Raw genomic sequence first — 24802 nt, forward strand, 5'->3', positions numbered from 1 at the left:
GTTATCGCCACGTTATGTTCTTGTTCAGGTCACCGTGACCAGCGTCGCTCGGACGGTCCGGGCGCTAACGTAATCCAGAGGACTCCATGGCTGATAACAGCACACCCCGTCGTTTCTCGCGTATCGAACGTTTACCTCCGTATGTTTTCAACATCACTGCCGAACTGAAGATGGCTGCGCGTCGACGCGGCGAAGATATTATCGACTTTTCGATGGGAAATCCTGACGGCCCAACGCCGCCCCATATCGTGGAAAAGCTGTGTCAGGTTGCCCAGCGAGACGACACGCATGGCTATTCAACGTCCAAAGGCATACCACGCCTGCGTCGCGCCATTTCGCGCTGGTACGCCGAGCGTTATGAGGTTGAAATCGATCCAGAATCGGAGGCCATTGTCACCATCGGTTCGAAGGAAGGTCTGGCGCATCTGATGCTGGCTACCCTCGATCACGGCGATACCGTGCTGGTGCCAAATCCCAGCTATCCGATTCATATCTATGGTGCGGTGATTGCGGGTGCGCAGGTGCGTTCTGTTCCACTGGTGGCGGGCGTTGATTTCTTCAACGAACTGGAACGCGCCATCCGTGAAAGCTATCCCAAACCCAAGATGATGGTGCTGGGCTTCCCGTCCAATCCCACCGCACAGTGCGTGGAACTCGATTTCTTCGAGCGCGTCATTGCGCTGGCTAAACAGTACAACGTGCTGGTGATTCACGATCTTGCCTACGCTGACATCGTCTATGACGGTTGGAAAGCGCCGTCGATTATGCAGGTGCCCGGCGCCCGCGACGTGGCGGTAGAGTTCTTTACCTTGTCAAAAAGCTACAATATGGCGGGCTGGCGAATCGGTTTCATGGTTGGCAACAAAGAGCTGGTTTCAGCGCTGGCGCGGATAAAAAGTTACCACGATTACGGTACCTTCACGCCGCTACAGGTTGCTGCCATTGCGGCGCTGGAAGGCGATCAGCAATGCGTGCGCGATATTGCCGAGCAGTATAAACGTCGGCGTGATGTGCTGGTAAAAGGGCTGCACGAGGCGGGCTGGATGGTCGATAATCCAAAAGCTTCAATGTACGTTTGGGCCAAGATTCCCGATCACTATGCGCATCTGGGTTCGCTGGAGTTTGCTAAACATCTGCTGCAAGAAGCGAAAGTTTGCGTCTCGCCGGGCATCGGTTTTGGTGATTACGGCGATACCCATGTGCGATTTGCTCTGATTGAGAACAGCGATCGTATTCGACAGGCGGTGCGGGGAATTAAAGCGATGTTTCGCGCCGATGGCATTCTGCCGGGCAGCGTAAAAAGTCTGGAAGAAGAGGCGTAAAAGCCAACTGGGGCGACAGCGATGTCGCCCCCTGCGGCGTTACAGCATCAGCACAAAAGTGCCAACCCACAGCAACACGAAAAACGAAATTCCCATCAAGGCATATTTCACAAAACAACTCCTCTGAGCGGTTACGATGATGGCGATCCCCGGCCAGCGCAACGCGAACAGATTGAGAACAAGGTCTCCGCTTACTACCACGAAACGCTTTTTCTCGGGTCGATCTGAGCAACTCAGAACAGGATCGGGCGCTAATTTACGCGGATTCAGTCGTAAATGAAATAGGGTGATACTGAGATATTACTCACAAAATTTAACGCACCTGAATTTCAGGGATCGCGGACATGCCTACCCGTAATTGCGCCAGATTTTGCTGCTCGCTATCCAGCACGATTTTCACAGGCAGGCGTTGAACCACTTTAGTGTAGTTACCTGTTGCGTTGTCGGGAGAGATGGCAGAAAAGGTTGCGCCGGTAGCGGGAGCAATGCTGTCAACGCGGCCTACAAAGGTTTTACCGGGTAGCGCATCCACCGTCACGTTAACGCGCTGACCTGGCCGGACATCCGCTAATTGCGTCTCAAGATAGTTGGCGGTGATGTAAGTTTGCTGCAGCGGGACGACCGCCAGCAGGCGAGTGCCGGCAGAAACGTAGGCACCCAAACGCACGGATCGTTGACCCACCATACCCGACACAGGCGCAGTGATGCGCGTGTAAGAGAGATTAAGTCGCGCCTGATCAACGCTGGCTTTAGCCGCTGCGACATCGGCTTCTGCCGAACTCACTGCTGCCTGCAACACGCCCACCTCTTTCATTGCTGAGGCTAATGCCGCCTGACTTTGGCGCACCGCCGCCTGTGCTGAGCGCTGGGTCGAACTGGCTTTTTGCTGATCATCAGCCGCCACGGTGCCGCTTTTATACAGGCGATTGTAGCGATCGGCACTTTGTCCGGCGTATTGCGCAGATGCCTGGCTGGCCGCAACGCTGGCTTTTTGCTGATCAATCACGGATTGCTGCTGTTCTAGCTGCGCCTGGCTGCTGAGCAGTTTGGCCTGGCTCACTTGCAAATCTGCTGCGGCACTTTCCAGTGCCACGCGATAATCTCGATCGTCCAGCGTTGCCAACACGTCGCCCGCTTTTACCTGCTGGTTATCCTGCACATTTACACTGGCGATATAGCCTGACACTTTTGGCGCAACTAACGTGTAGTCGGCATTGACGTAAGCATCATTGGTGCGGTGATCGTTGCCGGTCATCGCAGACCAGACAAAAAAGGCCATGACCAGTAAAACCAGCAATAGCAGGCTCAGCAGCACAGTTTTTCTCATTACTAAAGCACGCATATTCAATTATCTCGACGTCGGTGATACGGGTTGAATCAAAGTTTGTGGTGGCCAGACGCGCTTCGGCACAATGGCTGTCAATAAAAGCAGGAAGGCGGCAAAGCCAATCAGCAGCAGCCAGGTATCGCTAAGACTCAATACCAGCGCCTGATGCTTTATTAATGTTGCAAAACCACTGAGATTTTCGGTCGCGCTAACGCTGCCGTCAGGCAACAGCGGATGGCTACTGTTAGCCTGGCTACTCTCTGATGCGGTCATTAACCACGAACGGTTGGCCGCGTTGTTGATCAAAATATTGGAGTGAAACTGCTCACGGTGGCTAACAAACCAGCTCACTAACGTTGATGCCGCAATGCTGGAAAAACCACGCACGGTATTAAACATTGCTGAGGCAAAAGGCCCCTCCGGCGGTGCGACCACGCTGGTCGCGGTCATCAATATCGGCAAGATCACCATCGGCTGTCCGAAAGCTTGCAGGATTTGAATCAGCCAAAAGTTTTCTCGCGCCCAGTCGCTGGTGATCTGCATCCCCAAAAGAGAGGAAGTCACTAAACATCCCAGTCCCGCCGCCAGCATCCAGCGACAGTCAATCCAGCGAATATTGAGCAACGCCGCAATCAGTGGGGCGATGAGCAACTGCGGCAGGCCGATGGTTAACGCCAGCGGTGCAAACTGCACAGTACGGAAACCTTCAACCTGAGCAAAGTAAGCGGAAGGCAGGGCAGATCCTGAAAGTGAAACGATCAATACGCCTGCCAGCGCCAGTAATCCATGTGTCAGATTACGGCGTTGCAGCATCTGTAACTTAAACAGGGGCAGCGGATGAAACCATTCGTTAATCAGGAACACCACAAACAGCGGCAGCGCGGCCAGCAGCATGCCGGCAATTAACGGCGAATCGAGCCAGTCGAGGCGTTCACCTTGAGTGAGCACCAGGATCAGCAGTGACATGGCGCTGCAGCCGGTGAGCATGCCAAACAGATCAATCTGCTTAAAACGTTCAATACGCAGGGGATCCTGTGGCAATCCGTAGCCAATCAATACCATTGCGATAAGCATCGCGGGCACGACTTGCCAGAACACAAACATCCAGCTGACATCATCGGTCCAGAACGCCGCCAACGATGCGGCCATATTAGGGCCAAACGTCGCGGTTAAGGCATAAGCGCCAAGACCATACAGTTTTAGCGGTGGCGGCAGAAAGCGCAGCGCAACAGTCATCAGCATCGGCGGCAGCGCACCGCCAAATAAACCCTGTAATACGCGTAAACCGATAAACATTGCCGGGGTTGGCATCAATGGCAGCAGAATGCCGGTCAGCATAAAACCCGCCGCCACCGTTAATGTGAAGCGGCGTAGCGAGAAGGTAACGGCAAACCAAGGCGCGATCATCATCGCCGCCACTTCGGCGGCCTGATAAGCAGAAATTATCCAGCTACTTTGATCGTAACTGATGCCGGTAGCCGCACGAATATCAGCTAAAGCGATATCGGTAACGCGATCGTTTAATCCCGAGGTCAGTGCAGCAATTAATACGCCGATCAAACCCAGCGCAAGGCGCAGAGTAAAAGGATGAAGCGCCGGCGCGGGGGCTGGCTTGACGGTCATAGCAGGTGATCTCTTGTTTTTATGATGCAGTGTATTGCGATGTGATACAGGTCGTAATCTTACATCCCGATATGCTGTATTGCAATGTGGTACAGGCTGTAAAAAGTGTTTTTTTCGCGTTACAGTAGGGCAGCTCAAACAGGACGACGCTATGGCTCAACTTCCATCCAGCCGCGAGGATGAAAAAACCGGCGGTATTCAGGTTATCGCTCGCGCAGCAAAATCTTAAACGCCCTGGGAGAACACCCAGGCGGCATGAGCTTGGGAGAAATCGCGCAGGCGGTTGATTTACCCCGCTCAACGGTACAACGCATTGTTGCGGCGCTCGACAGTGCGCAATTGGTACGCAGTACCGGCGCAGGGGTTTGCGACTTGGCCCGGCGCTGCTCAAACTTATTTCAAGCGTGCACACCGATGTGGTGGATTTAGCAAAGCCGCTGCTGGAAAAATTGTGTGCCGATATCAATGAAACCGTTTCACTGGCGCGCGCCAGCGGCACGCAATTGGCTATCGTGCATTATGTGGTGGCAACGCGTGAATTGCGCGTAGTGCCACGTATAGGGTTGAATCTTCCGCTTTACAGTACGTCTGGTGGTCGGGCATTGCTGGCGTTAGAAAGCGATGAAGATGTGCGGGTTATGGTGGGTGAAGCTTACCGTGAACTCACTGAAATGACGGTGAAAACCCTGCCTCAACTGCTTGAACGAATCGCGGAAGTACGTGAAACCGGCATCTCCTATGATCGGGGTGAAACGCTGGAAGGCATCTCCACCATGGCGGTGGCGCTAGACACGCTGTTTGGCCGTTTCTCTGTCTCTTTACTGGTACCGACTGCACGATTTCTTAAGCACGAAGCTCGCTATCGTGAAGAAATACTCAAGTGCAAAGACGCGCTGGTGCGCGAAATTGGCAAAATCGCCGCTGTAGAAGGATAACCCTTTGATGAAAACCTTGTTAATGGCCATTGATAATTCGCCGGTCTCTGAAAAAGTTATTTCGTTGGCCACTGATGAAGCGCTGGCGCATAACGCGCAGGTTGTGGTGCTGTGCTGCATTGATCCATCTTATTCCTCTTGCAACCAACCGATTGAGATTGATGCAGGTGAAGATCCCGCTGATTTCCTTGCCGCGCAAGATGAGCAAAACAGTGCCGAGATGGTGGTGCGCCGTGCATTGGCATTACTGTTACGTGCTGGCGTAAATGCGCGCGGAATGATCCTGGCGGGCGAAGCGGCTGATACCATCATAGCCCAGTCGGAACAGCTTCAAACCAGCATGATTATTATGGGTCGTCGCCATCTTTCATCCTTTAATCGCTTACTGAAAGGATCGGTGAGTGCTTCTGTGATTGAACGAGCCCATTGCCCGGTTTTAATTGACGTTCGTAAGGACTAACTTTTCCGCATGACCTCTCTGTTCATCACTACGCTGGTGGCTTTTGCGCTGCTGGCGTTGATCATCATCGTGCTGATAAAAACGACGCGACTGCGAGCCTGGCAAGGCGTACTTATTTTTGTTTTTCCGCTGCTCCTGGCGAATTTACTCTGGTTCAGTTGGGTACAACCCAAGCAGCAGCAAGTGCAGCAGCGCGAAAAAGCGGTGCTGCTGCTGTCACAAACGCCCGGTTATCGCGTTTTACAACAGCAGGAACCTGCGCTGTGGCAATTGCTGGTACAGGAGTTCCTGCACAAAACCCGTGCGGGTGAATCACCGCAGCAGGCGATTGGCGAACTGCGTGGTTGGCTGGCGGACGTCATTAATCAGCGTTTGATGCGCGCATCAGATAAAGCCGTCGTAAATTATATCGGTGTTTCAGTGCAGGAGATGCAGGCGCTGAACCAGCGCGATCCGCAGCTCTGCTTTCGCTATCTTTATCCGCAAGTTAGCGGCGGTGTGAATGTTGAGAAAACCCTTTCTGCCGAGTTGAATAAACTGGACGCGCAGGCGATGGAACAGCTGTTGCTGGCCAGCACTGGCGCGGAACAGCCAATGGATAAAGTCACAGCCCAGCGTGATCTGCAAAATATCGTGGCACATCTCTATAAAAAATGGGGAGATAAGCTGCAGCAATTGAACATGCCAGCCGATACCGCTGTAGATCGTTCATCAATGTGCGTGATGTCGATCGATCTTTATAGCGCGATTCTCGCATTACCTGACAAGCAAGCGGCCAATTTGCTTCGTAGAATGATTGCACTTTCCGGCTAGCAGGCAAAAAAAGCCCGCTCAGCGCGGGCTAGAAAGGTCAAGATGAGTTTTTCTTCTGGATTTTACCTGGTGTGGTACAGACTTCGTTTTGTCTGAATGCATCTTGTCACGCCGTTAATGATAGATATAGCCGTTTAATCTTATTGATTTAATCGGTGAAATCTCGTGATATTGAAAGAATTCGCGCATTAATCCTATGGATGCGTCTGCTGTAGCGGCTTACACTGCGCGGCAATGTGAGGACATGAAAAATGAATAAATTATTAACCGGCGCACTGGCACTTATTCTGTTGAGCGGTTGTACTGCCAACAAACCGGGAGCATTTGAACGCATTGATGAAGATACCCGTTCAAATACAGTGCAATATCGTTTTGATCCAGAGAAAGTTAATAAAGACGCGCTGGACATTGATCTGGCGGAATATTGCAATAAGAAAGGATTTGATAAAGTTGAATCTTTACCGGCGCAGGATAGCCATATTCCAGGTCTGAAGAAGGCTTGGTATCAATGTAATTATGCGGTGAAGAGTTAATAAAAAAGGGCGGGATACATTGTCCCGCCCTGATCTTATTTTTATTTTATGCTGTGTGAAATCTTTGCCCGTTAGCGGCGATGATACCCGCCATGGTTATTGCCATGATAACCGCCGTGATGCCCTCCATGATAACCTCCGCCTCCATGATATCCGCCGCCGTGTCGCGGTCCAATGATACAGCCGCTAAGTAAAGTAATTAGCGCAAACACCGAAGCGACTTTAATAATATTTTTCATGGAAAGTTCTCCTCTTTTCCGATGACTACGACATTACACCGGAAAAATGGAGTGAAGATGCACGAAATGTAGAGTTATTTAGAGAGATATTTCGGAGTATTACAAAGTGCGGTTTTTTGCAGCAAGAAAATATAATCCAATCAGAATTCACTGAATAGAAAATACTATCGGCGAGAATAGTCCTAAAATCAAGAGAAAATAATTCTCATTCCGGGCGAAATTGCCGCTACATTATTATCAGGTTATCTGATTGGGAGAGAGCAATGCCACATACAGTTAAAACAGCGTTAGCTTTACAAGCTGAATTAGGCGAATGCCCGTTGTGGTCAGTCAAGGAGCAGGTTTTATGGTGTGTTGACATTCTGGCACCCGCTATCCACTGCTTTGATCCACGCAGTGGTGAAGTGAAGACCTTTCCGCAGGTTGAAGAAGTGGGATGCATTGGCTTACGGGAAGAGGGCGGCTTGATTGCAGCGCTTCGTAGCGGTGTGTGGTTGCTGGATGCGCAAGGCAAGCCACAGCGCAAAGTGGCAGACAATCCGGGCGTTGCGGCGAAAAGCCGTTTCAACGACGGACGCGTCGATCCCTGGGGCAACTTTTGGTGCGGCAGTCTTTGGGAACCACAAGACAAAAACGGTGGCCTGCTGTGCCGAGTCAATTCAGCGTTGGAACTGGACGTAAAAGCGCGCGACATAAAAATCTCAAACGGCCTGGCTTTTTCCGCCGATCGCCGCTGGATGTATCACAGCGATACGCCGAACGAGGTGTTATATCGCTATCCGTTGAATGAGAGCGGCGAACCGGGCGAACGCGAACTCTTCCGCCGTTTTGATGCAAAAGGCGGTTTGCCCGATGGCGCCGCGGTCGACAGTGAAGGCTTTTATTGGTCTGCGCAATTTGATGGCGGGCGCGTAGTGCGTATCGATCCCAACAGCGCAGAGATTGTTGATGAAATCGCCCTGCCAGTGAAATGGCCCACCATGGTGGCGTTCGGAGGCGCGGATTTGAAGACGCTCTATATCACCAGTTCACGTGAAGATCGTACCGAGGAAGAGCTGGCACGCTACCCGCAATCAGGCGACATTTTTTCGGTGGAGCTTGATATTGCAGGTCTTGCTGAGCCGCTGTTTCGCGGCTAAAACGAAAAAGGGCTGCAACGCATGCAGCCCTTTTTTCAGCGCTATTGTGCCGCAGGGTATGTGCGGATCAGTTGCGCTGTAACAGCTGCTTGCCTGGGGCATCACGCTGCGGTAGACGAACGGTCAATGACAAAAACAGTGAGATCACTAATAACGTCATAATCAAGCTGAAGGTGACAGTGAATCCACCGAACAGTGAAGCCACCAGCGATCCCATCACGCTACCAATACCAAAGCCGAGATAAATTAATCCATAGTTTTTGGTCAAATTATTCAGGCCAAAGAAATCACTGACCAATGACGGAAACACGGTAATCGTGCCGCCGAAACTAAAGGCGACACAGGCGACTGATAAGAAGAAGGTGGTTTCATTCATCTGGGTGAAGAGCAATACGCTCATACCGGTCAGTGACACAATCTGCGCCAGTGAAATAACGCGAATACGCGCCATCTTATCTGACAACACGCCGAGGATTAAACGGCCGCTGAGGTTAGCAATCGCAATCACCGTTACCGCGTTTGCAGCAGTTTGTGTTGTCAAATGCACCAAGCCTTCACCAATATCTTTCGCCACCCCGATAACGTACAAACCGCTCATGCAGGCAGTCAGGAACATCAACGCCAACATCCAGTACTGCGGTAAACGTACCGATTGCGCCAGTGTGTAATCACGTGTCCGTTCGCGAATGGCATTCGCTGCGCTTTGTTGTGGTGCTTCACGCATCATCAAGGCACCGATGATAATCATCGACATTGCCAGCAGACCCCAAATAATGAAGGTCTGCTCCAGACCAAAGCGTGTGAGCAGCGCGCCACAGATAAATTTGAAACCCAGGCTTCCCAAACCATATGCACCAATCGCACAGGCTGAAATCATGCCTTTCCGCTCAGGAAACCACTTAACGCAGTTCGATAATGTCATCAGATAACCCGCGCCATCCGCCAGACCCACTAAAATGCCGGCGCTGAGATAGAGCATCATCAGGTTGTCCGCATGGGCTGTCAGCCAAAAGCCCAGCGCCATTAAAATGCCCGCGCCAATCGTCACGTTACGTACGCCAAACAGTTCCTGCAATTTACCCGCCAACGACGACGCGACAGCCAAACCCAGGCTGAGCAGCCCAAACGAGAACGCCACCTGACTGACTGAGGCATCCAGTTTTTGTGATAACTGCCCGTTGAATAAACTCCAGGTGTAAACCGAACCCAGTGCAAACTGCGTAATCACGGTGCCGATCAGGGTAAGCCAGCGCGTACGCTGGTAAGACGCTTGTTGAGTCTGATTCATGACTTATCTCTCCCGCCTGGGAATCTGGAAACTGCATTCAGGTTACTTCAGGCTTTCGCGCGCAGGAGAAACAACGGAATGAACGGAACGGTAAACGGAATGAAATGCCACTAAGCGGGTATGAACGGTTTGTCCCGCCAGATGTAACCGAAGCGGCAAAGTAATAAGTAACGGTAATTAGCCGTAAGATAATGTTTCAATCAGCGCGTTGCGAAAGCAGGTTTGTAGTTTTTTTGCCAGGCTAAGGGTTCACTTATCAGGAGGAAATATGAAAGACCGTACATATGAATCCGTTACCAGCGAGAATGAAGTGTGCTGCATTATCGGTCAGGCTGTGATTGAACTGAGCGTAGAACAACAGCCGGTAACAAAGTCGACTCTGGCGTTGAAGCTGTTGTCGATGGCCGATCGTGATAGTGACGATGAGCGTGTGTTGCTTTACTGGATTGCGCGTAAAGCCATCAATCAACCACAGAAACTTAATATAAACCAACAACAATGGGCCTGACACTCAACAGAATGCGGGCCGAAACCCGCAATCCAGTCAAGCAATAGCGCGGCGACGGATCGTCGGCCAGCGGGCAAACATCACTAAATTGCCCAGCAAGATCATGACAAGGCCAAGGATGGCGCTTGCGTGCCAAACATACCCTTCATAGCGGGTTGATAATGCCAATGCGACCAGCGGGAACAGCAGCGTGCAATAGGCGGCCTGACTCGATCCAATACGGCCTACCAACGTAAAATACGCAGCAAAGCCAATCACCGAGCCAAATATTGCCAGATAGCTTAATGCCCCCAACCATTGCACGTTCCAGGTAGGTTGCAGCGATTCACCTTGCACCAGCGATAACGCCGCCATCACTAACGCGCCATAGAGCATGCCGTAACTGTTGGTGGTCAACACATCGCGTTTCACGCGCTGATGGCGATTACTGATCATATTGCCAAACGAAAAGCCCAGCGTACCGAGTGCGCTTAATCCAATGCCCCACAGCAACTCGGCTGAAGCTTGGGTGTCACGCAGGTCATGCCAAAACAGGGCGACGATACCGCCAATACCCAGCAAGGCGGCGGGGAAGAGGCGTGCTGAAGGACGTTGACGAAAGAAGATCCAACTGTTGAGGGCGTTATACAGCACCGCCATCGAAAAGATCACCGACTCCAGCCCACTGCTGATCCACGCGGCTGCATGATAAAAACAGACAAAATTGAAGCCGAAAACACAGCAGCCTTGTAACAGGCAAAACAGGTGATCGCGCAGCGTTAAGCTCTGCAGGCGTTTGAACAGACGTAGCGCCACCAACATCACCCCAGCAGCCAGTAGAAATCGCCAGAACACCGCCACGGTGACAGCACTGCCGCCCGCGGCCTGTTGTGCGTAAATGGCGATCCAGGTGGTGCCCCAAATGATAACGACGGAAAGGTATAAAAACAGGTTCATTGCGATTCTCCACACCAGAATGGGCGCAGTGTATGCCGCCTCTGGCAGGCTGGCTTGCACCGGGCTGCGCTGAACTTGCAAATTCTTGCGCATTTTTCGCCATCGTCCCGATGTGACCTGTTTTCTGTCAGCCTTCCGCCGTAAACTCACCGCATGTTTTTAAGGGACCGATGCGACGATGAGCACCTACCAGACGTTTGATATTCTGCAACGCGCCAATGCGCAGTTACGCGATACGGTGCATTTAAATAGCGGTGTTCAGCTGGCGGCGTGGTTTAACCGTGGCGTGCGGGTGACCAATCTCAGCGATCATCACACGCTCAGTCTCTACGTTGCCGACGGTTATGACACATGGCATAAAACGCCGCACGGCTGGCATAACGGCGGCGGCCCCGATCGCTTTTGTTTAATGCCCGCAGGAACCGAATCCACCTGGGATGTGCGAGCAAACTTGTCGTTTGTACACCTTTACTGTACCGAAACGCAGATGCGCCAGCTGGCGGAACAGACGTGGGATCGCAGTCCTGCGCGGCTCACGCTCGATCAAAAAGTGTTCGCCGATGACGATCGTATCACCCAACTCTATCGCCATTTTTTGCTGAGCTGCGACTGGCAACAGCCCGCTAACCAGCTCATGCTGAGCAGCGCCTCAACGCTGCTTCTGACACATCTGTTGCAGCAGTACAGTGACGTTCAATGGCAATTACCGCAGGTGCGTGGCGGGCTGGCACCAGCGGTACAGCGTCGGGTGATGGAGTTTATTGACGCGAATCTCGAGCAACCTTTAACGCTCGCAGAGCTGGCGCAGGAAGCAGCCTTAAGTGAGTTTCACTTTGCCCGCATGTTCCGTCACGCCGTTGGCGAGGCACCTCATCAATTTATTATGCGTCGCCGCATGCAGCGCGCACAGCAATTGTTGGCACAGCCGCAGCTTTCACTTACTGATATTGCATTACGCTGTGGGTTCTACTCTTCCAGTCACTTCAGTAATCGCTTCCGCCAGGTTCACGGTGTTTCACCCTCTGTTTATCGCCAAGGGATGGGCCGAAGCTGATAAGAAATAACGGTGCACTTCAGGCGTCTGCGCCGTGTCTATCGGACTCATATCTCTCACTGCGGGAAGAGATATGAGCGAGCCACATCGACAACCTTTCTGTTTTCCCCGGCGAATATCAATAAGCCTAATTTAAGAAAAAAATAAAAAATATTGTTTCTTAGGTCACACGCTATCTTCCGTTTACCCGGTAACGGATGAGATCTCATTTTTAATAAAAAACTAAAAAATCAGATCCCTCATGATATTTGGGTTTTCTGCACAATTTTTAAACTTAAGTCAAATTGATCATTTGCCGTACACCCTTATTCCATGGGCCTTGCAGAGGCGTCGTAAGAAATTTCTTATAAATCAGAAAGATGATCTCTTTTTGCCACATGCATTATTTGAAATATTAGGTTACATAATTTTACTTCCAATCACATAACTAACGTTTCTAAACTCCGTCCATAGGGGATTATCCGAATTTTTTCTTTTCAGATAAATACCCAAAAAACACAGTGTCAGCATGCTAGTGAATGGAATGTGCTTGCTTTTGACGCCTGTTTTTTGATTCACGTCGGATGATGTGAACAGAGGGGTTGTGCTGGCATGGTAAGCCGTTCTTATTAATTTCTCACTGGTATTGACCGTTTCTATTACTCCATAGAACAGGGACAGCCATGTCTAATTCCTATCAATCCGAGATCCCAAAGGCTCGCGTTAATATCCAACTGAGTGTGCATACCGGCGGTGCGCAGAAGAAAGTCGAATTACCTCTCAAACTGATGGTGATGGGCGATTACAGCAACGGTGCCGAGCAACGTCCGGCGTCTGAGCGTGAAAAAGTCGACGTCAATAAAAACAACTTCGACAGCGTGCTCGCCGAATTCTCCCCTCCGTCAATCTTTCTGTAGAAAACACCCTGGCCGGTGACGGCAGTGAAGAAAACGTCAGCCTCTCCTTCGCTCAGATGAAAGACTTCGAGCCGGAGCAGGTAGCTCGTCAAATCCCGCAGCTCAAGGCGATGCTTGCCATGCGTAATCTGCTGCGCGACCTGAAGGCTAACCTGCTGGACAACGCGACCTTCCGCAAAGAGCTGGAAAAAATCCTGCTTGACCCAACGCTTAGCGCAGAACTGCGCAGTGAGCTGTCTGCCCTGGCACCAAAACAATCCTGACGGTCGTGATGTTTAACGGATTAACGAAGAGAAAATGCTGATGTTTGTGAAAAATGAAAATGCTGCCGGCGGGGAAAGTATCGTGCCGGATCGCCTGGAAGCAGGTGGTGTGTATGCCACCCTGTTTGAAAAAATCAACCTGAACCCGGTGTCAGAGCTGAGTGCGCTTGATATCTGGCAGGACAACCAGGCAATGTCGGATGCGACGGCCGATGAGCGTCTGACCGCCGGCATGCAGGTGTTTCTGGAGTGCCTGAGCAAAGCGGGTTCAAAAGTTGAAAAGCTGGACAAAACCCTGATTGACCACCATATCGCCGAGCTGGATTTTCAGATTAGCCGCCAGTTGGATGCAGTCATGCATCATCAGGAATTTCAAAAGGTTGAGTCTTTGTGGCGCGGGGTGAAGTCCCTGGTCGACAAAACTGACTTCCGTCAGAACGTCAAAATCGAACTGCTGGACGTGTCGAAAGATGACCTGCGTCAGGATTTTGAAGACGCGCCGGAGATTATTCAGAGCGGATTATACCAGCACACATATACCGCAGAATACGATTCTCCGGGCGGAGAGCCGATTGCCGCGCTGATTTCTGCCTACGAGTTTGATGCCTCTGCGCAGGACATGGCGCTGCTGCGTAATATCTCCAAAGTGTCCGCTGCCGCCCATATGCCGTTCATCGGTTCTGCGGGTCCGAAATTTTTCCTTAAGGACAAAATGGAAGAGGTCGCGGCTATCAAGGACATTGGTAACTACTTCGACCGCGCCGAATACATCAAGTGGAAATCCTTCCGCGAGACGGACGATTCCCGCTACATCGGTCTGGTGATGCCGCGTGTGCTGGGCCGCCTGCCGTACGGCCCGGACACTGTGCCGGTGCGCAGCTTCAACTACGTCGAAGAGGTGAAAGGCCCTGACCACGATAAATACCTGTGGACCAACGCCTCCTTTGCCTTTGCGGCCAATATGGTGAAAAGCTTCATCAGCAACGGTTGGTGCGTGCAGATTCGCGGCCCGCAGGCCGGCGGTGCGGTGCAGGACCTGCCGATCCACCTGTATGACCTGGGCACCGGCAATCAGGTGAAGATCCCGTCTGAAGTGATGATCCCGGAAACCCGCGAATTTGAATTCGCCAACCTCGGCTTTATCCCGCTGTCGTACTACAAAAACCGCGACTACGCCTGCTTCTTCTCGGCTAACTCCGCGCAAAAGCCGACGCTGTATGACACGGCGGATGCGACGGCTAACAGCCGTATTAATTCCCGTTTGCCGTACATCTTCCTGCTGTCGCGTATTGCGCACTACCTGAAGCTTATTCAGCGTGAAAATATCGGCACGACGAAAGACCGTCGTCTGCTGGAGCTGGAACTAAACACCTGGGTACGCACGCTGGTGACTGAAATGACCGATCCGGGCGATTCACTTCAGGCGTCACACCCGCTGCGCGATGCGAAAGTGACCGTGGAGGATATTGAAGATAATCCGGGCTTCTTCCGCGTGAAACTGTATGCGATCCCGCACTTCCAGGTTGAAGGCATGGACGTCAACCTGTCGCTGGTTTCCCAGATGCCGAAGGCGAAATCATAAGCTAAGGCAGGAAGCCAATGAAAACGGAACAACCGTTATGGGGCAGGGGCGTTATGGTCTCTCCCCAGCACTTTCAGCAACAGGCCGCGTATGCGGCCTGGTCTGCGGAATGCATCGCCCGACTGGGTCTCTCCCATCCCTGGGGAATGATTGAGGCCACTTTCGAACCGGATGCACTGAAACTGGGTCGTCTGCAGGCCCGTCATCTGCACATCCGTTTCCCCGATAGCACGCTTATCGATACGGATAATGCTGACGACCTGCCGCCGGTGCTGGCGCTTGAGGGCGAATCACAGGAAGTGGTGGTGGTTCTGGCCCTTCCGCTGCTTCGAGCGAATGGCGGCAACTGTCTTAAATCTGATGAGGTGGCCGATCGCCCTGTTCGCTATCGCCAGCGCTGGCGGAATGTCCGCAATACCTTCGGGGAAGATACCCGCCAGATTGCGGTGATGCAGCCAGAGCTGACGATGCGTTTCGCCCATCAGAACAACAGCGATTACCTGACCTGCCCGGTCGCCCGCCTGCAGCAGGATTCGCAGGGGGCGTGGTTACTGGATGAGACGTTTCTCCCCCGCTCCTTACCATCCAGGGCAGTCGCTGGCTGGTGACCCAGCTGGAACAGCTGATGACGCAACTGCGTGCCCGTCTGAGTCGCCTGATGGCCATGCGTCGTGAAAGTAACGAGCGCATGGCGGATTTTGCCGTGGCCGACGTGTCTCTGTTCTGGTTGCTCAATGCCCTGAACAGCGCAGAACCCGTGCTCGGACAGTTTCAGCGCCACCCGCAAAGTCCACCGGAACGTCTGTACCCGGAACTGACCCGCCTTGCGGGCAGTCTGCTGACCTTCTCGCTGGAACACCAGGTGAGTGCTATTCCTGTCTGGCAGCATGAGCAACTGAATAATGTCTTCCCGCCGCTGTTTGACTTGCTGGGCGACCTGCTGGAAGCCAGCCTGCCGTCGCGGGTGGTAGCGATTGAACTTGAGCATGATGCCCGGCTTCACTTCTGGCAGGCCCGTCTGCATGACCCACGTCTGCGTGAAGGGGCGGATTACTACCTCTCCGTGCGTTCACCGATGCCGGTGGCCCAGTTGCAGGAGCAGTTCCCGCGCCAGTGCAAGGTTGGCAGCCCTGATCATGTCAGGAGTATCGTCAATTCTTCACGGGTGGGTGTGCCTCTGACGCCGCTGCGTCATGTGCCGGCCGCCATTCCACTGCGTCTGGAAAACCAGTATTTCAGCCTTGATGTCTCTCATCCTCTGGCCACCGAAATGCTTCAGGGGGCACCTGTATGTTTTACGTTCCGGGCATGCTCGGCGAGCCTGATCTTGAACTCTTTGCGGTGCTGAGAACATGAGTGAGCGCAAACGCGGCGCGGCCGCGTCCATTGATATTGATGCCCTGCTGCAGGACACCTGGCTGCAGGTGATCAGCCTGCGTCACGGTCCGAAGTTTCAGGATGGAGAAGGGCGCACGTTGTGGGAGCGCTGCATTGCTGATGTTGAGCGTGTGCAGCGTGAGCTGAAAGCGAGCGAACTCGATGAAGCCAGCTGTCAGCATATTCTCACTGCACAGTGTGCACTGCTTGATGAAGCGGTCAAAGGTCGCGGAGTGGAGGATGATGCCTGTGTGCAGTGGTATGACATCCCCCTGCAGGGACACTTCCTCGGCACCATGGATGCCGGTGATACGCTGTGCGATCGGATGCGCGATGTGTTGCGTGAGCCGGCGCCTGACCATGCTGTCGTGATCTGCTTCCAGCGGGTCATGATGCTGGGGTTCCTCGGCAGTTTCCGCTCTCTGAACGACCCGGAGCGCCAGAAGCTCGTCAACGCACTCAGTGAACATGTCACGCCGTTCAGCTATCCACAAACCCATTCGGTGCTGGCGGAAAGCCTTGCCGGACGGGGAGTGGGCGGCTGGCTGGCGTCATGGCCCGTGTGTATTGGCCTGAGCGTGGTGGTGGTGGTCGCACTCTGGTGGGGACTGAGCCACTGGCTGGATCAGACGCTGCATACCCTCCTGCCGGGAGCCGTGAAATGAGTCCTGCACAACAGCGCGGGCTTGCGCTGTGGGCCGCCCTGCTGAGTGCAGTGGTCTGCCTGGGTTTCCTGCCGGTATCCCGACTGGTTTCTGTGCTTCTTCTGCTTACCGTTCTGGGGCTTATCCTGGCGTTCTGGACTGTCGCCAGTCGTCGTGCGGAGCATGACGTCACCCTGCGTCTGGATGACCTCCCGGAAGCCACTTACCGTCAGCCCGTAGTGCTGGTCTGTGGCGATCTGCCGCTGGCAAGTATGCAGCAGTCACCGGTGCTTACGATCACACAGGGATGCTGGATCAGCGTGGAGGAGCATCAGGATCTGGAGCAGGCAGCCCGCCAGATACTGTGGTTGCGACCTGACTGGGGTCGCCAGCTGTCGGTGATGGTCAGCGTCTGTCCACAGAAACACGCCGACAGCGAAGCGCTTGCCAGTCGTCTGCTGGCCCTGCGCTGGAAAATCAGCCAGCTGCGTAAAGAAACGGGTCATTCTGTGCCACTGGTTCTGAATGGTCAGGTTGGCAGCGCGATGACGAATGACCTGCTCTGGCAGGCGGCTATCCCGGGGAAGGGGTGAGGGTCTGGCGTGAGTCTTCAGCGCCGAGTTCAATCGCTGCATGGGTCACCACCGGTGGGTCGCCTGCGATGCAGCAACAGGTGCTGATGAACAGCCTGATGAACTGGTGTCATCAGCACGTCAAAGCTGTATTTATGGATGAGAACCCCGACGTTCCTGTCATTGCACCTACCGCGATGCTGTGGGGAATAGGACCGATCCTTGCCGGAAGTCTGACCACATCAGCCTGGACAGCGTGGCTTTCCCGTCACACTGCGATGCAGCAGGTAGCGGGCTGGCAGCCGGTGGGAACGGACAGTACGGTTATATCCCCTTCCCGGATTTTGTCCTGCCGCTGCTGCCTGAAGGGCGTGGCCTGACGCCGCGTGGGCGTACCTGCCGTTGTGCGCTCGGGATTTTCACGCTGGCGGCCATTGCTGCGCTGCTCAGTAGTGGCTGGAACAATCGCCAGCTGCTGCAGCGTGTGAGCTTCGATATTGCCCGCTATGACCCTATCCCGATGCATGATTTCGGACCAAAAGCCGACGCCGTTGCTGTCCTGCGTGACGATGCGGCAGAGCTGGATGACCAGGTGCGAAATGGCGTACCGGCGCGGATGGGCCTCGGTCTGTATCAGGGTGAGCGTCTGCGAATGCCTGTGCTGGATGCGATCCGTTCCTATGTGCCTCCACCACCGCCGCCTAAACCGCAGCCGAAAACCAAACCGTTACCAAAAACGGTTCGCCTCGACAACCTGTCGCTGTTTGACTCCGGCAAAGCGGATCTGAAGACGGGGTCCACCAAACTGCTGGTGAACTCCCTGGTGGGTATCAAGGCCAGGCCGGGCTGGTTGATTGTTGTCAGCGGACATACCGACAACACCGGCAATCCCCCTCAATCAGACACTCTCGCAGAAACGCGCCGAAGCGGTGCGTAACTGGATGCGCGATACCGGCGACGTGCCGGAAAGTTGTTTTGCGGTGCAGGGCTATGGCGAGAGCCGGCCTGTTGCAACCAATGATACCCCGGAAGGCCGTGCGCTTAACCGGCGTGTCGAAATCAGTCTGGTACCGCAGGCAGATGCCTGCCAGATGCCCGATACAACACCAGCGTCACCGGATGAACGTGACGTTTTAACTCAATAAATGGAGAAGTAAACCATGGCAATTCCTGTTTATCTTTGGCTCAAAGACGATGGCGGTGCGGACATTAAAGGGTCCGTAGACGTTAAGGACCGCGAAGGCAGCATCGAAGTGGTGGCACAGGAACACACTCTGTACATCCCGACCGATAACAACACCGGCAAGCTGACCGGAACCCGCATTCACACCCCGTTCCTGTTCACCAAAGAAATCGACTCGTCCAGCCCGTATTTGTACAAAGCGGTAACGACAGGCCAGACGCTGAAATCCGCTGAGTTTAAGTGGTACAAAATCAACGACGCAGGCCAGGAAGTAGAGTACTTCAACACCAAGCTTGAGAACGTGAAACTGGTGAAAGTCGCGCCGAAAATGCACGACATCAAAGACCCGGGCTACGAGAAGCATAACCACCTCGAAGCGATCGAACTGCGTTACGAGAAGATCACCTGGACCTACAAAGACGGCAACATCATTCATTCCGACTCGTGGAACGAACGCGCCACCGCCTAAGTTACTCGTCATATTTCGTGCGGTAACGGCGTTGGCTGCGTTCGCTTACCCCGGTCACTTACCGCTGTAAGCTCCCGGGGATTCGCGAACTTGCCGCCTTGTTACCGCACGAACTATTTAGAGTAACCACTTAGACGGGCAGTCCGTTCTGCCCGCCTTTTTCTTTGCTGAGCGCCTGCGTGACGGACGTTGAGCAAAGAAACCCACAAACTGCCAGCCTGACCGCATGCGCTTTGGTCCCCCTGCACGGGAAACAGCGAGGGGCGGTAGCGTGTCCGGCAGTTAATAAAGAGAGAGAGTTATGGAAAACCCAGCCATTCTGTTGCGACGTCTGAACCCTTACTGCGCCCGCGCCATGGAAGGGGCGGCCTCCCTTTGCCAGACCCGCGCCCATGCGGAAATCCTGCCGGAGCACTGGCTGCTGAAACTGCTGGAACAGGGCGAGGGCGACCTCACGGTGCTGGCGCGTCGCTACGAATGGGATATGGACGCGCTGTGGCAGGATTTGCTCGGCTGGCTGGATACACTGCCACGCTCGGTGCGCGGGCGACCGCAGCTGTCTGACAATATTCAGACGCTGATGCAGCAAGCCTGGCTGATTGCGTCACTTAACGGAGAAGCGCAAATGCGCAGTGTCCATCTGCTGATGGCGCTTATCGGTAAACCAAAACTGGCACGCTGCGACGGTCTGTGGCCGCTGCTGACGCTGGGGCAGAGCCAGCTGGAGTCTCTGCGACCGCTGCTTGATGCACAGTCGGACGAGCGACCGGAGGTTCAGCAGGCAGCAGAGCTGGCGCAGAGGCACGTCGGCGAGATCGAATTCGTTGGCCGCCCGGTGGGCGCTGACGTCAAAGAGGGTGAACTGAACCCGGCGCTGCAAAGCGCACTGGATAAATTCACCCTCGACGTTACCGCCAAAGCGAAAGAGGGCAAGATTGACCCGGTGTTTGGTCGTGACACGGAAATTCGTCAGATGGTGGATATTCTCTCAAGACGTCGTAAGAACAACCCCATTCTGGTCGGCGAACCGGGTGTCGGTAAAACGGCCCTGGTGGAAGGTCTGGCGCTGCGCATTGCCGAGGGCAATGTGCCTGAATCGCTGAAAACCGTCAGCCTGCGTACCCTTGACCTTGGCCTGCTGCAGGCGGGCGCGGGGGTGAAGGGGAGTTTGAACAGCGCCTGAAAAACGTCATCGATGCGGTGCAGCAGTCACCTACCCCCATTCTGCTGTTTATCGACGAAGCGCACACCATTATCGGTGCGGGCAATCAGGCGGGCGGGGCAGATGCGGCCAACCTGCTAAAGCCGGCTCTGGCGCGTGGCGAACTGCGCACCATCGCGGCCACCACTTGGTCTGAGTACAAACAGTACTTCGAACGCGATGCCGCGCTGGAACGCCGCTTCCAGAGGGTGAAAGTCGACGAGCCGGACGACGAGATCGCCTGCCTGATGCTCAGGGGCCTAAAATCCCGCTACGCCGAACACCATGGTGTGTACATCACTGACGATGCGGTACGCGCTGCCGTCACGCTGTCCCGACGCTACCTGACCGGTCGCCAGTTGCCGGACAAAGCCGTTGACCTGCTCGACACCGCGAGCGCCCGGGTGCGCATGAGTTTGGATACCGTGCCGGAAGCCATCACTCATCTAAACGCGCAGATGACCGCGCTCACGCTGGAAGAGCAGGCGCTGCTGGAAGATATCGCTGTCGGCGGTCATTCCCAGGGTGAGCGGCTGGATACCATTAAAAAATTGCGTCTGGTATTGAGTACGGATATCGCTACACAGGAACAGCGTTTCGTGCAAGAAAAAGCGCTGGCAGAACAGCTGATGGTCTGCCGTCAGGACATCAGCCGTCAGGCCGATATCCACGACCTGCAGCAACGGCTGGAAACGCTACAGCAGGATAATGCGCTGGTTCAGGTGGATGTGGATACGCGTACAGTCGCCAACGTGATTGCCGACTGGACCGGCGTGCCGCTCTCCTCATTAATGAAGGATGAGCAGACTGAACTGCTGAGTCTGGAGCATGAAATTGGCAAACGCGTGGTAGGGCAGGATGTGGCGCTGAACGCCATTGCGCAGCGGCTGCGCGCCGCGAAAACCGGACTCACCTCAGAGAACGGCCCGCAGGGCGTGTTCCTGCTGGTCGGGCCGAGCGGCACCGGTAAAACCGAAACCGCGCTCACGCTGGCGAATGTGCTGTACGGCGGCGAAAAGTCCCTTATCACCATCAACCTGTCGGAGTACCAGGAGCCGCATACCGTCAGCCAGCTGAAAGGGTCGCCGCCGGGCTACGTCGGCTACGGTCAGGGCGGCATACTGACTGAAGCGGTACGCAAGCGCCCGTACAGCGTGGTGTTGCTTGATGAAGTGGAAAAAGCACACCGCGACGTGATGAACCTGTTCTACCAGGTGTTCGACCGCGGCTTCATGCGCGACGGCGAAGGGCGTGAAATCGACTTCCGTAACACCGTTATTCTGATGACCTCGAATCTCGGCAGCGACCATCTGATGCAGCTGCTGGACGAGCAGCCGGAGGCGACGGAAGGGGATTTGCACGAACTGCTGCGCCCGATCCTGCGCGACCACTTCCAGCCCGCGCTGCTGGCACGTTTTCAGACGGTGATTTACCGCCCGCTGAGCGAGCCGGCAATGCGTACCATCGTGGAAATGAAACTGGGCCAGGTCAGCAAGCGCTTACATCGCCATTACGGTCTGACCACGCATATCGACGAGAGCCTGTTCGACGCCCTGACGGCTGCCTGTCTGCTGCCGGATACCGGTGCGCGTAATGTCGACAGCCTGCTAAACCAGCAAGTTTTGCCGGTGCTGAGCCAGCAGTTACTTACTCATATGGCCGCGAAGCAAAACCAAAATCGCTGACGCTGGGATGGAGTGATGAAGAAGGGATTGCGCTGGAATTTGAACAGTCTGAAGGAGGGCGCGCATGAGCATGAGCCTGCCGATATTGTTCAGCCACAACCACCACCTGCTGGTGGTCAAAGGCTTTGAGTCCGCCCTCGATGTACTGGCGTTTGAAGGCGATGAAGCTCTGAGTACACCGTTCAGCTACCGTATTGAATTCACAAGCTCTGACCATGCCATCAGCAAAGAAATGATGCTGATGAAAGCGGCTTCCCTGACGCTGCAGGCCCCGGTTGACCAGGGTTACGGCATCAAAATGCAGCAGGCCGTGCGAACCCTTCAGGGAGTAGTGAGTGGCTTTGAACGTCTCAACACCTCAAAAGATGAAACCCATTATGCCCTGACGGTCGAGCCACGCCTGGCGCTGCTCGACCGTTCGCACCAGAACGCCATTTATCAGGATATGTCCGTTCCACAGATTGTGGAAAAAATCCTGCGCGAGCGCCACAACATGCGCGGTCAGGATTTTCTGTTCTCGCTCTCAAAAGAGTACCCGCGTCGTGAGCAGGTAATGCAGTACGGCGAGGACGACCTGCACTTTATTACCCGCCTGTTGGGTGAGGTGGGTATCTGGTTCCGCTTTACCACCGACACGCGCCTGAACATCGATGTCGTGGAGTTCTACGACGGTCAGCAGGGCTATGAAAAAGGCCTGACGCTGCCATCGGTGCCGCCATCAGGGCAGCATTCGCAGGGTGTGGACTCGGTCTGGGGCATGGAGAGCCGTCATAACGTGGTGCAGAAGCAGGTCAGCACCCGTGATTACAACTACCGCCAGGCCACGGATGACATGAACACCCAGGTCGATGCGACTCGCGGGGATGCCACCACCTACGGTGATGCCTATCACTATGCTGATAACTATCTGACACCGGGCAGTACCTATGACCACAATCCGGTCCCGGAGTCCGGGGCGTTTTATGCCCGCATTCGTCATGAGCGCTACCTGAATGGCCAGACGCAGACCCATGCCATCACCAGCTGTCCGACCCTCTCTCCGGGGCAGGTGCTCAAAGTCACCGGTGGGTACGAAGTGGCAGACGTGTTTGCTCAAGGCGTGGTCATCACGGCGATGCACAGCCATGCGCGGCGGGATGAAGATTTTGGCGTCAACTTCGACGGGATCCCGGACAGCACTGATTTTAGTTTCCGTCCTGAGCCTGGCTCACGCCCGGTGATGGCCGGCACATTACCGGCCCGCGTCACGAGCACCACCGAGAACGACACATACGGCCACATCGATAAAGACGGCCGCTATCGCGTCAACATGTTGTTTGACCGCGATAACTGGGAGACCGGGTTTGAGAGCCTGTGGGTCCGGCAGTCCCGCCCGTATGCCGGCGATACCTACGGTCTGCACCTGCCGCTGCTGACGGGCACCGAAGTGGCGATTGGCTTTGAGGACGGTAACCCGGACAGACCGTATATCTCCGGCGTGCTGCACGACTCGGCGCACGGTGACCATGTCACGATCCGAAACTACAAACGTAACGTCCTGCGCACCCCGGCGAACAACAAAATCCGCCTCGATGACTCGGAAAATCAGGAGCATATTAAGATTTCGACCGAGTACGGCGGCAAGAGTCAGATCTCGCTCGGTCATATTGTGGACAGTGAGAGAAAGCAGCGAGGCGAAGGTTTTGAGCTCAGAACTGACAGTTGGGGTGCCATCCGCGCCCAGAAAGGGATGTTTATCACTGCGGATGGTCAGGCAAAAGCACAGGGCCAGGTGCTGGAGATGGAGCCAGCACTTGCGCGGCTGTCAGCGGCATTAGTGGAGATGGAATCACTGGCAGCAAGTGCACAACAAGCCCAAGTACTGGCTGCCGATGTCAGCCGTCAGCAAAAACTCCTCAAGCAGAAAATCGAACAGCTGCATGAAGAGGTCATCTTGGGCAGTGCGCCGAAAGGGATGGTGCTGGTGAGTGGTGAAGATATGCAGCTATCGGCCAGTGAGAATCTGATGCTGACAGCGGGTAAGCAACTGGATATCGGGGCCCAGAAGGATTTCACTCTGGCTGCTGGTAAACAACTCAGTCTATACAGCCGTGAGGGTGCAAAACTATTCAGCTCGAACAACGATATTGATATTCAGGCACAGGGCGGGAATATCACCACTTGGTCCACGCAGGACACGCATATTTCGAGCGGAAAGAAACTGGTTGTTACGGCACAGGATGAGCTGACGCTAATATGCGGTGGAAGTTATATCAAAATCAAGGGTGGAAATGTCGAGATTGGCGGGCCTGGCAAACTGCTTATTAAAAATACTGGTATCAAGAAGGCTGGCTCCGGCAGTATGCAAAGTGCGATGAAATCATTTGAACCTGAAAGTTTTGATGAAAAATTCATAATCAGAAATGCATTAACCCAAGAACCGCTGCCAGGAAAAGCCTATAAAATAACTATGCCTAACGGGACAGTTGTAACTGGTATAACTGACGCCTTGGGGGCGACATCACTTAACTCTTCAGATTTAATAGATGACATGATAATAACACTTACTGGCCGTTAAGTAATTTTGAGGATGTGCATATGTTAGGATTGGTGCTCTTTATAATGTTTTTATATTCCCTTGCGGCTGGAAGCATCTTGTATCTATTGGTTTGGTTTCTGCACAAATCTACTGACGGAGGATGGAAAAAAACAGGTAAGTGGTTTATGTGTGTAATCTTCTCATATGTCATTATATATATCCTCCAATCAAATGG

17 protein-coding genes and 5 pseudogenes are annotated in these 24802 nt (G+C 54.0%); 16 read left to right on the forward strand and 6 right to left on the reverse strand.

What is annotated here, in order from left to right; translation table 11 throughout:
- Positions 1–86 precede the first annotated feature (86 nt).
- The gene (gene alaC, locus KQP84_RS08505) at positions 87–1322 is read left to right on the forward strand and encodes an alanine transaminase (protein ID WP_215845992.1); all 1236 of its coding nucleotides are present in this window, start codon (positions 87–89) and stop codon (positions 1320–1322) included.
- Positions 1323–1361: 39 nt separating this feature from the next.
- On the opposite strand, the gene ypdK is transcribed toward alaC, so the two are convergent.
- The 3 genes from ypdK to KQP84_RS08520 all read right to left on the reverse strand — a co-directional run bounded on the left by ypdK (position 1362) and on the right by KQP84_RS08520 (position 4272).
- Entirely contained in the window at positions 1362–1433 is a 72-nt protein-coding gene (ypdK, locus tag KQP84_RS08510) for a membrane protein YpdK (protein ID WP_006120362.1), read from the reverse strand.
- 202 nt (positions 1434–1635) lie between these two features.
- Entirely contained in the window at positions 1636–2664 is a 1029-nt protein-coding gene (locus KQP84_RS08515) for an HlyD family secretion protein (RefSeq protein ID WP_215845994.1), read from the reverse strand.
- Between the two features lie 6 nt (positions 2665–2670).
- Positions 2671–4272, reverse strand: a complete 1602-nt coding sequence (locus KQP84_RS08520; protein WP_215845996.1) for an MFS transporter — start codon at positions 4270–4272, stop codon at positions 2671–2673.
- Positions 4273–4423: 151 nt separating this feature from the next.
- Here KQP84_RS08520 and KQP84_RS08525 point away from each other — a divergent pair.
- The 4 genes and pseudogenes from KQP84_RS08525 (at position 4424) to KQP84_RS08540 (ending at position 7013) form a co-directional block, all read left to right on the forward strand.
- Positions 4424–5207 (forward strand): annotated as a pseudogene (locus tag KQP84_RS08525) (IclR family transcriptional regulator).
- A gap of 7 nt (positions 5208–5214) precedes the next feature.
- The gene (locus tag KQP84_RS08530) at positions 5215–5667 is read left to right on the forward strand and encodes a universal stress protein (RefSeq protein ID WP_215845998.1); all 453 of its coding nucleotides are present in this window, start codon (positions 5215–5217) and stop codon (positions 5665–5667) included.
- 9 nt (positions 5668–5676) lie between these two features.
- Positions 5677–6480, forward strand: a complete 804-nt coding sequence (locus KQP84_RS08535) for a hypothetical protein (RefSeq protein WP_215845999.1) — start codon at positions 5677–5679, stop codon at positions 6478–6480.
- Between the two features lie 251 nt (positions 6481–6731).
- Positions 6732–7013 (forward strand): putative periplasmic lipoprotein, encoded by a 282-nt coding sequence (locus tag KQP84_RS08540; RefSeq protein WP_215846001.1) that lies wholly within the window; start codon positions 6732–6734, stop codon positions 7011–7013.
- A gap of 71 nt (positions 7014–7084) precedes the next feature.
- On the opposite strand, the gene KQP84_RS08545 is transcribed toward KQP84_RS08540, so the two are convergent.
- On the reverse strand, positions 7085–7252 hold the full coding sequence (locus KQP84_RS08545; protein ID WP_215846003.1) for a hypothetical protein: 168 nt from the start codon (positions 7250–7252) through the stop codon (positions 7085–7087).
- A gap of 263 nt (positions 7253–7515) precedes the next feature.
- Here KQP84_RS08545 and KQP84_RS08550 point away from each other — a divergent pair, with 263 nt between their 5' ends.
- Entirely contained in the window at positions 7516–8391 is an 876-nt protein-coding gene (locus KQP84_RS08550; protein ID WP_215846005.1) for an SMP-30/gluconolactonase/LRE family protein, read from the forward strand.
- A gap of 67 nt (positions 8392–8458) precedes the next feature.
- Here the strand turns inward: KQP84_RS08550 and KQP84_RS08555 are convergent, their stop codons facing one another.
- Positions 8459–9679 (reverse strand): L-lactate MFS transporter, encoded by a 1221-nt coding sequence (locus KQP84_RS08555; protein ID WP_215846008.1) that lies wholly within the window; start codon positions 9677–9679, stop codon positions 8459–8461.
- 268 nt (positions 9680–9947) lie between these two features.
- On the opposite strand from KQP84_RS08555, the gene KQP84_RS08560 reads away from it, so the two are divergent.
- Complete coding sequence (locus tag KQP84_RS08560) at positions 9948–10187, forward strand: hypothetical protein (protein WP_215846009.1); 240 nt, start codon at positions 9948–9950, stop codon at positions 10185–10187.
- Between the two features lie 36 nt (positions 10188–10223).
- Here the strand turns inward: KQP84_RS08560 and KQP84_RS08565 are convergent, their stop codons facing one another.
- A complete protein-coding gene (locus KQP84_RS08565; RefSeq protein ID WP_215848233.1) occupies positions 10224–11123 on the reverse strand; it encodes a DMT family transporter in 900 nt (299 codons plus the stop codon).
- Positions 11124–11301: 178 nt separating this feature from the next.
- On the opposite strand from KQP84_RS08565, the gene KQP84_RS08570 reads away from it, so the two are divergent.
- The 9 genes and pseudogenes from KQP84_RS08570 (at position 11302) to KQP84_RS08610 (ending at position 24606) form a co-directional block, all read left to right on the forward strand.
- Positions 11302–12177: a helix-turn-helix domain-containing protein gene (locus KQP84_RS08570; RefSeq protein ID WP_215846011.1), complete on the forward strand. Its 876-nt coding sequence runs from the start codon at positions 11302–11304 to the stop codon at positions 12175–12177.
- 662 nt (positions 12178–12839) lie between these two features.
- Positions 12840–13336 (forward strand): annotated as a pseudogene (gene tssB / locus KQP84_RS08575) (type VI secretion system contractile sheath small subunit).
- 34 nt (positions 13337–13370) lie between these two features.
- A complete protein-coding gene (gene tssC / locus KQP84_RS08580; protein ID WP_215846013.1) occupies positions 13371–14918 on the forward strand; it encodes a type VI secretion system contractile sheath large subunit in 1548 nt (515 codons plus the stop codon).
- A gap of 17 nt (positions 14919–14935) precedes the next feature.
- Positions 14936–16274 (forward strand): annotated as a pseudogene (gene tssK / locus KQP84_RS08585) (type VI secretion system baseplate subunit TssK).
- Complete coding sequence (gene tssL, locus KQP84_RS08590; protein WP_215846015.1) at positions 16271–16960, forward strand: type VI secretion system protein TssL, short form; 690 nt, start codon at positions 16271–16273, stop codon at positions 16958–16960. The pseudogene tssK and the gene tssL overlap by 4 nt, the downstream one beginning before the upstream one ends.
- Positions 16957–18656, forward strand: a pseudogene (locus KQP84_RS08595) (OmpA family protein). The gene tssL and the pseudogene KQP84_RS08595 overlap by 4 nt, the downstream one beginning before the upstream one ends.
- A 15-nt stretch (positions 18657–18671) precedes the next feature.
- Positions 18672–19163 (forward strand): type VI secretion system effector Hcp, encoded by a 492-nt coding sequence (gene hcp / locus KQP84_RS08600; RefSeq protein WP_215846017.1) that lies wholly within the window; start codon positions 18672–18674, stop codon positions 19161–19163.
- A gap of 301 nt (positions 19164–19464) precedes the next feature.
- Positions 19465–22117: pseudogene (gene tssH, locus KQP84_RS08605) on the forward strand (type VI secretion system ATPase TssH).
- Positions 22114–24606, forward strand: a complete 2493-nt coding sequence (locus KQP84_RS08610; RefSeq protein WP_215846018.1) for a type VI secretion system Vgr family protein — start codon at positions 22114–22116, stop codon at positions 24604–24606. The pseudogene tssH and the gene KQP84_RS08610 overlap by 4 nt, the downstream one beginning before the upstream one ends.
- The last annotated feature ends 196 nt before the right edge of the window (positions 24607–24802 follow it).

It is taken from the genome of Candidatus Pantoea bituminis (assembly GCF_018842675.1).
In the GTDB taxonomy this organism is placed as follows: domain Bacteria; phylum Pseudomonadota; class Gammaproteobacteria; order Enterobacterales; family Enterobacteriaceae; genus Pantoea; species Pantoea phytostimulans.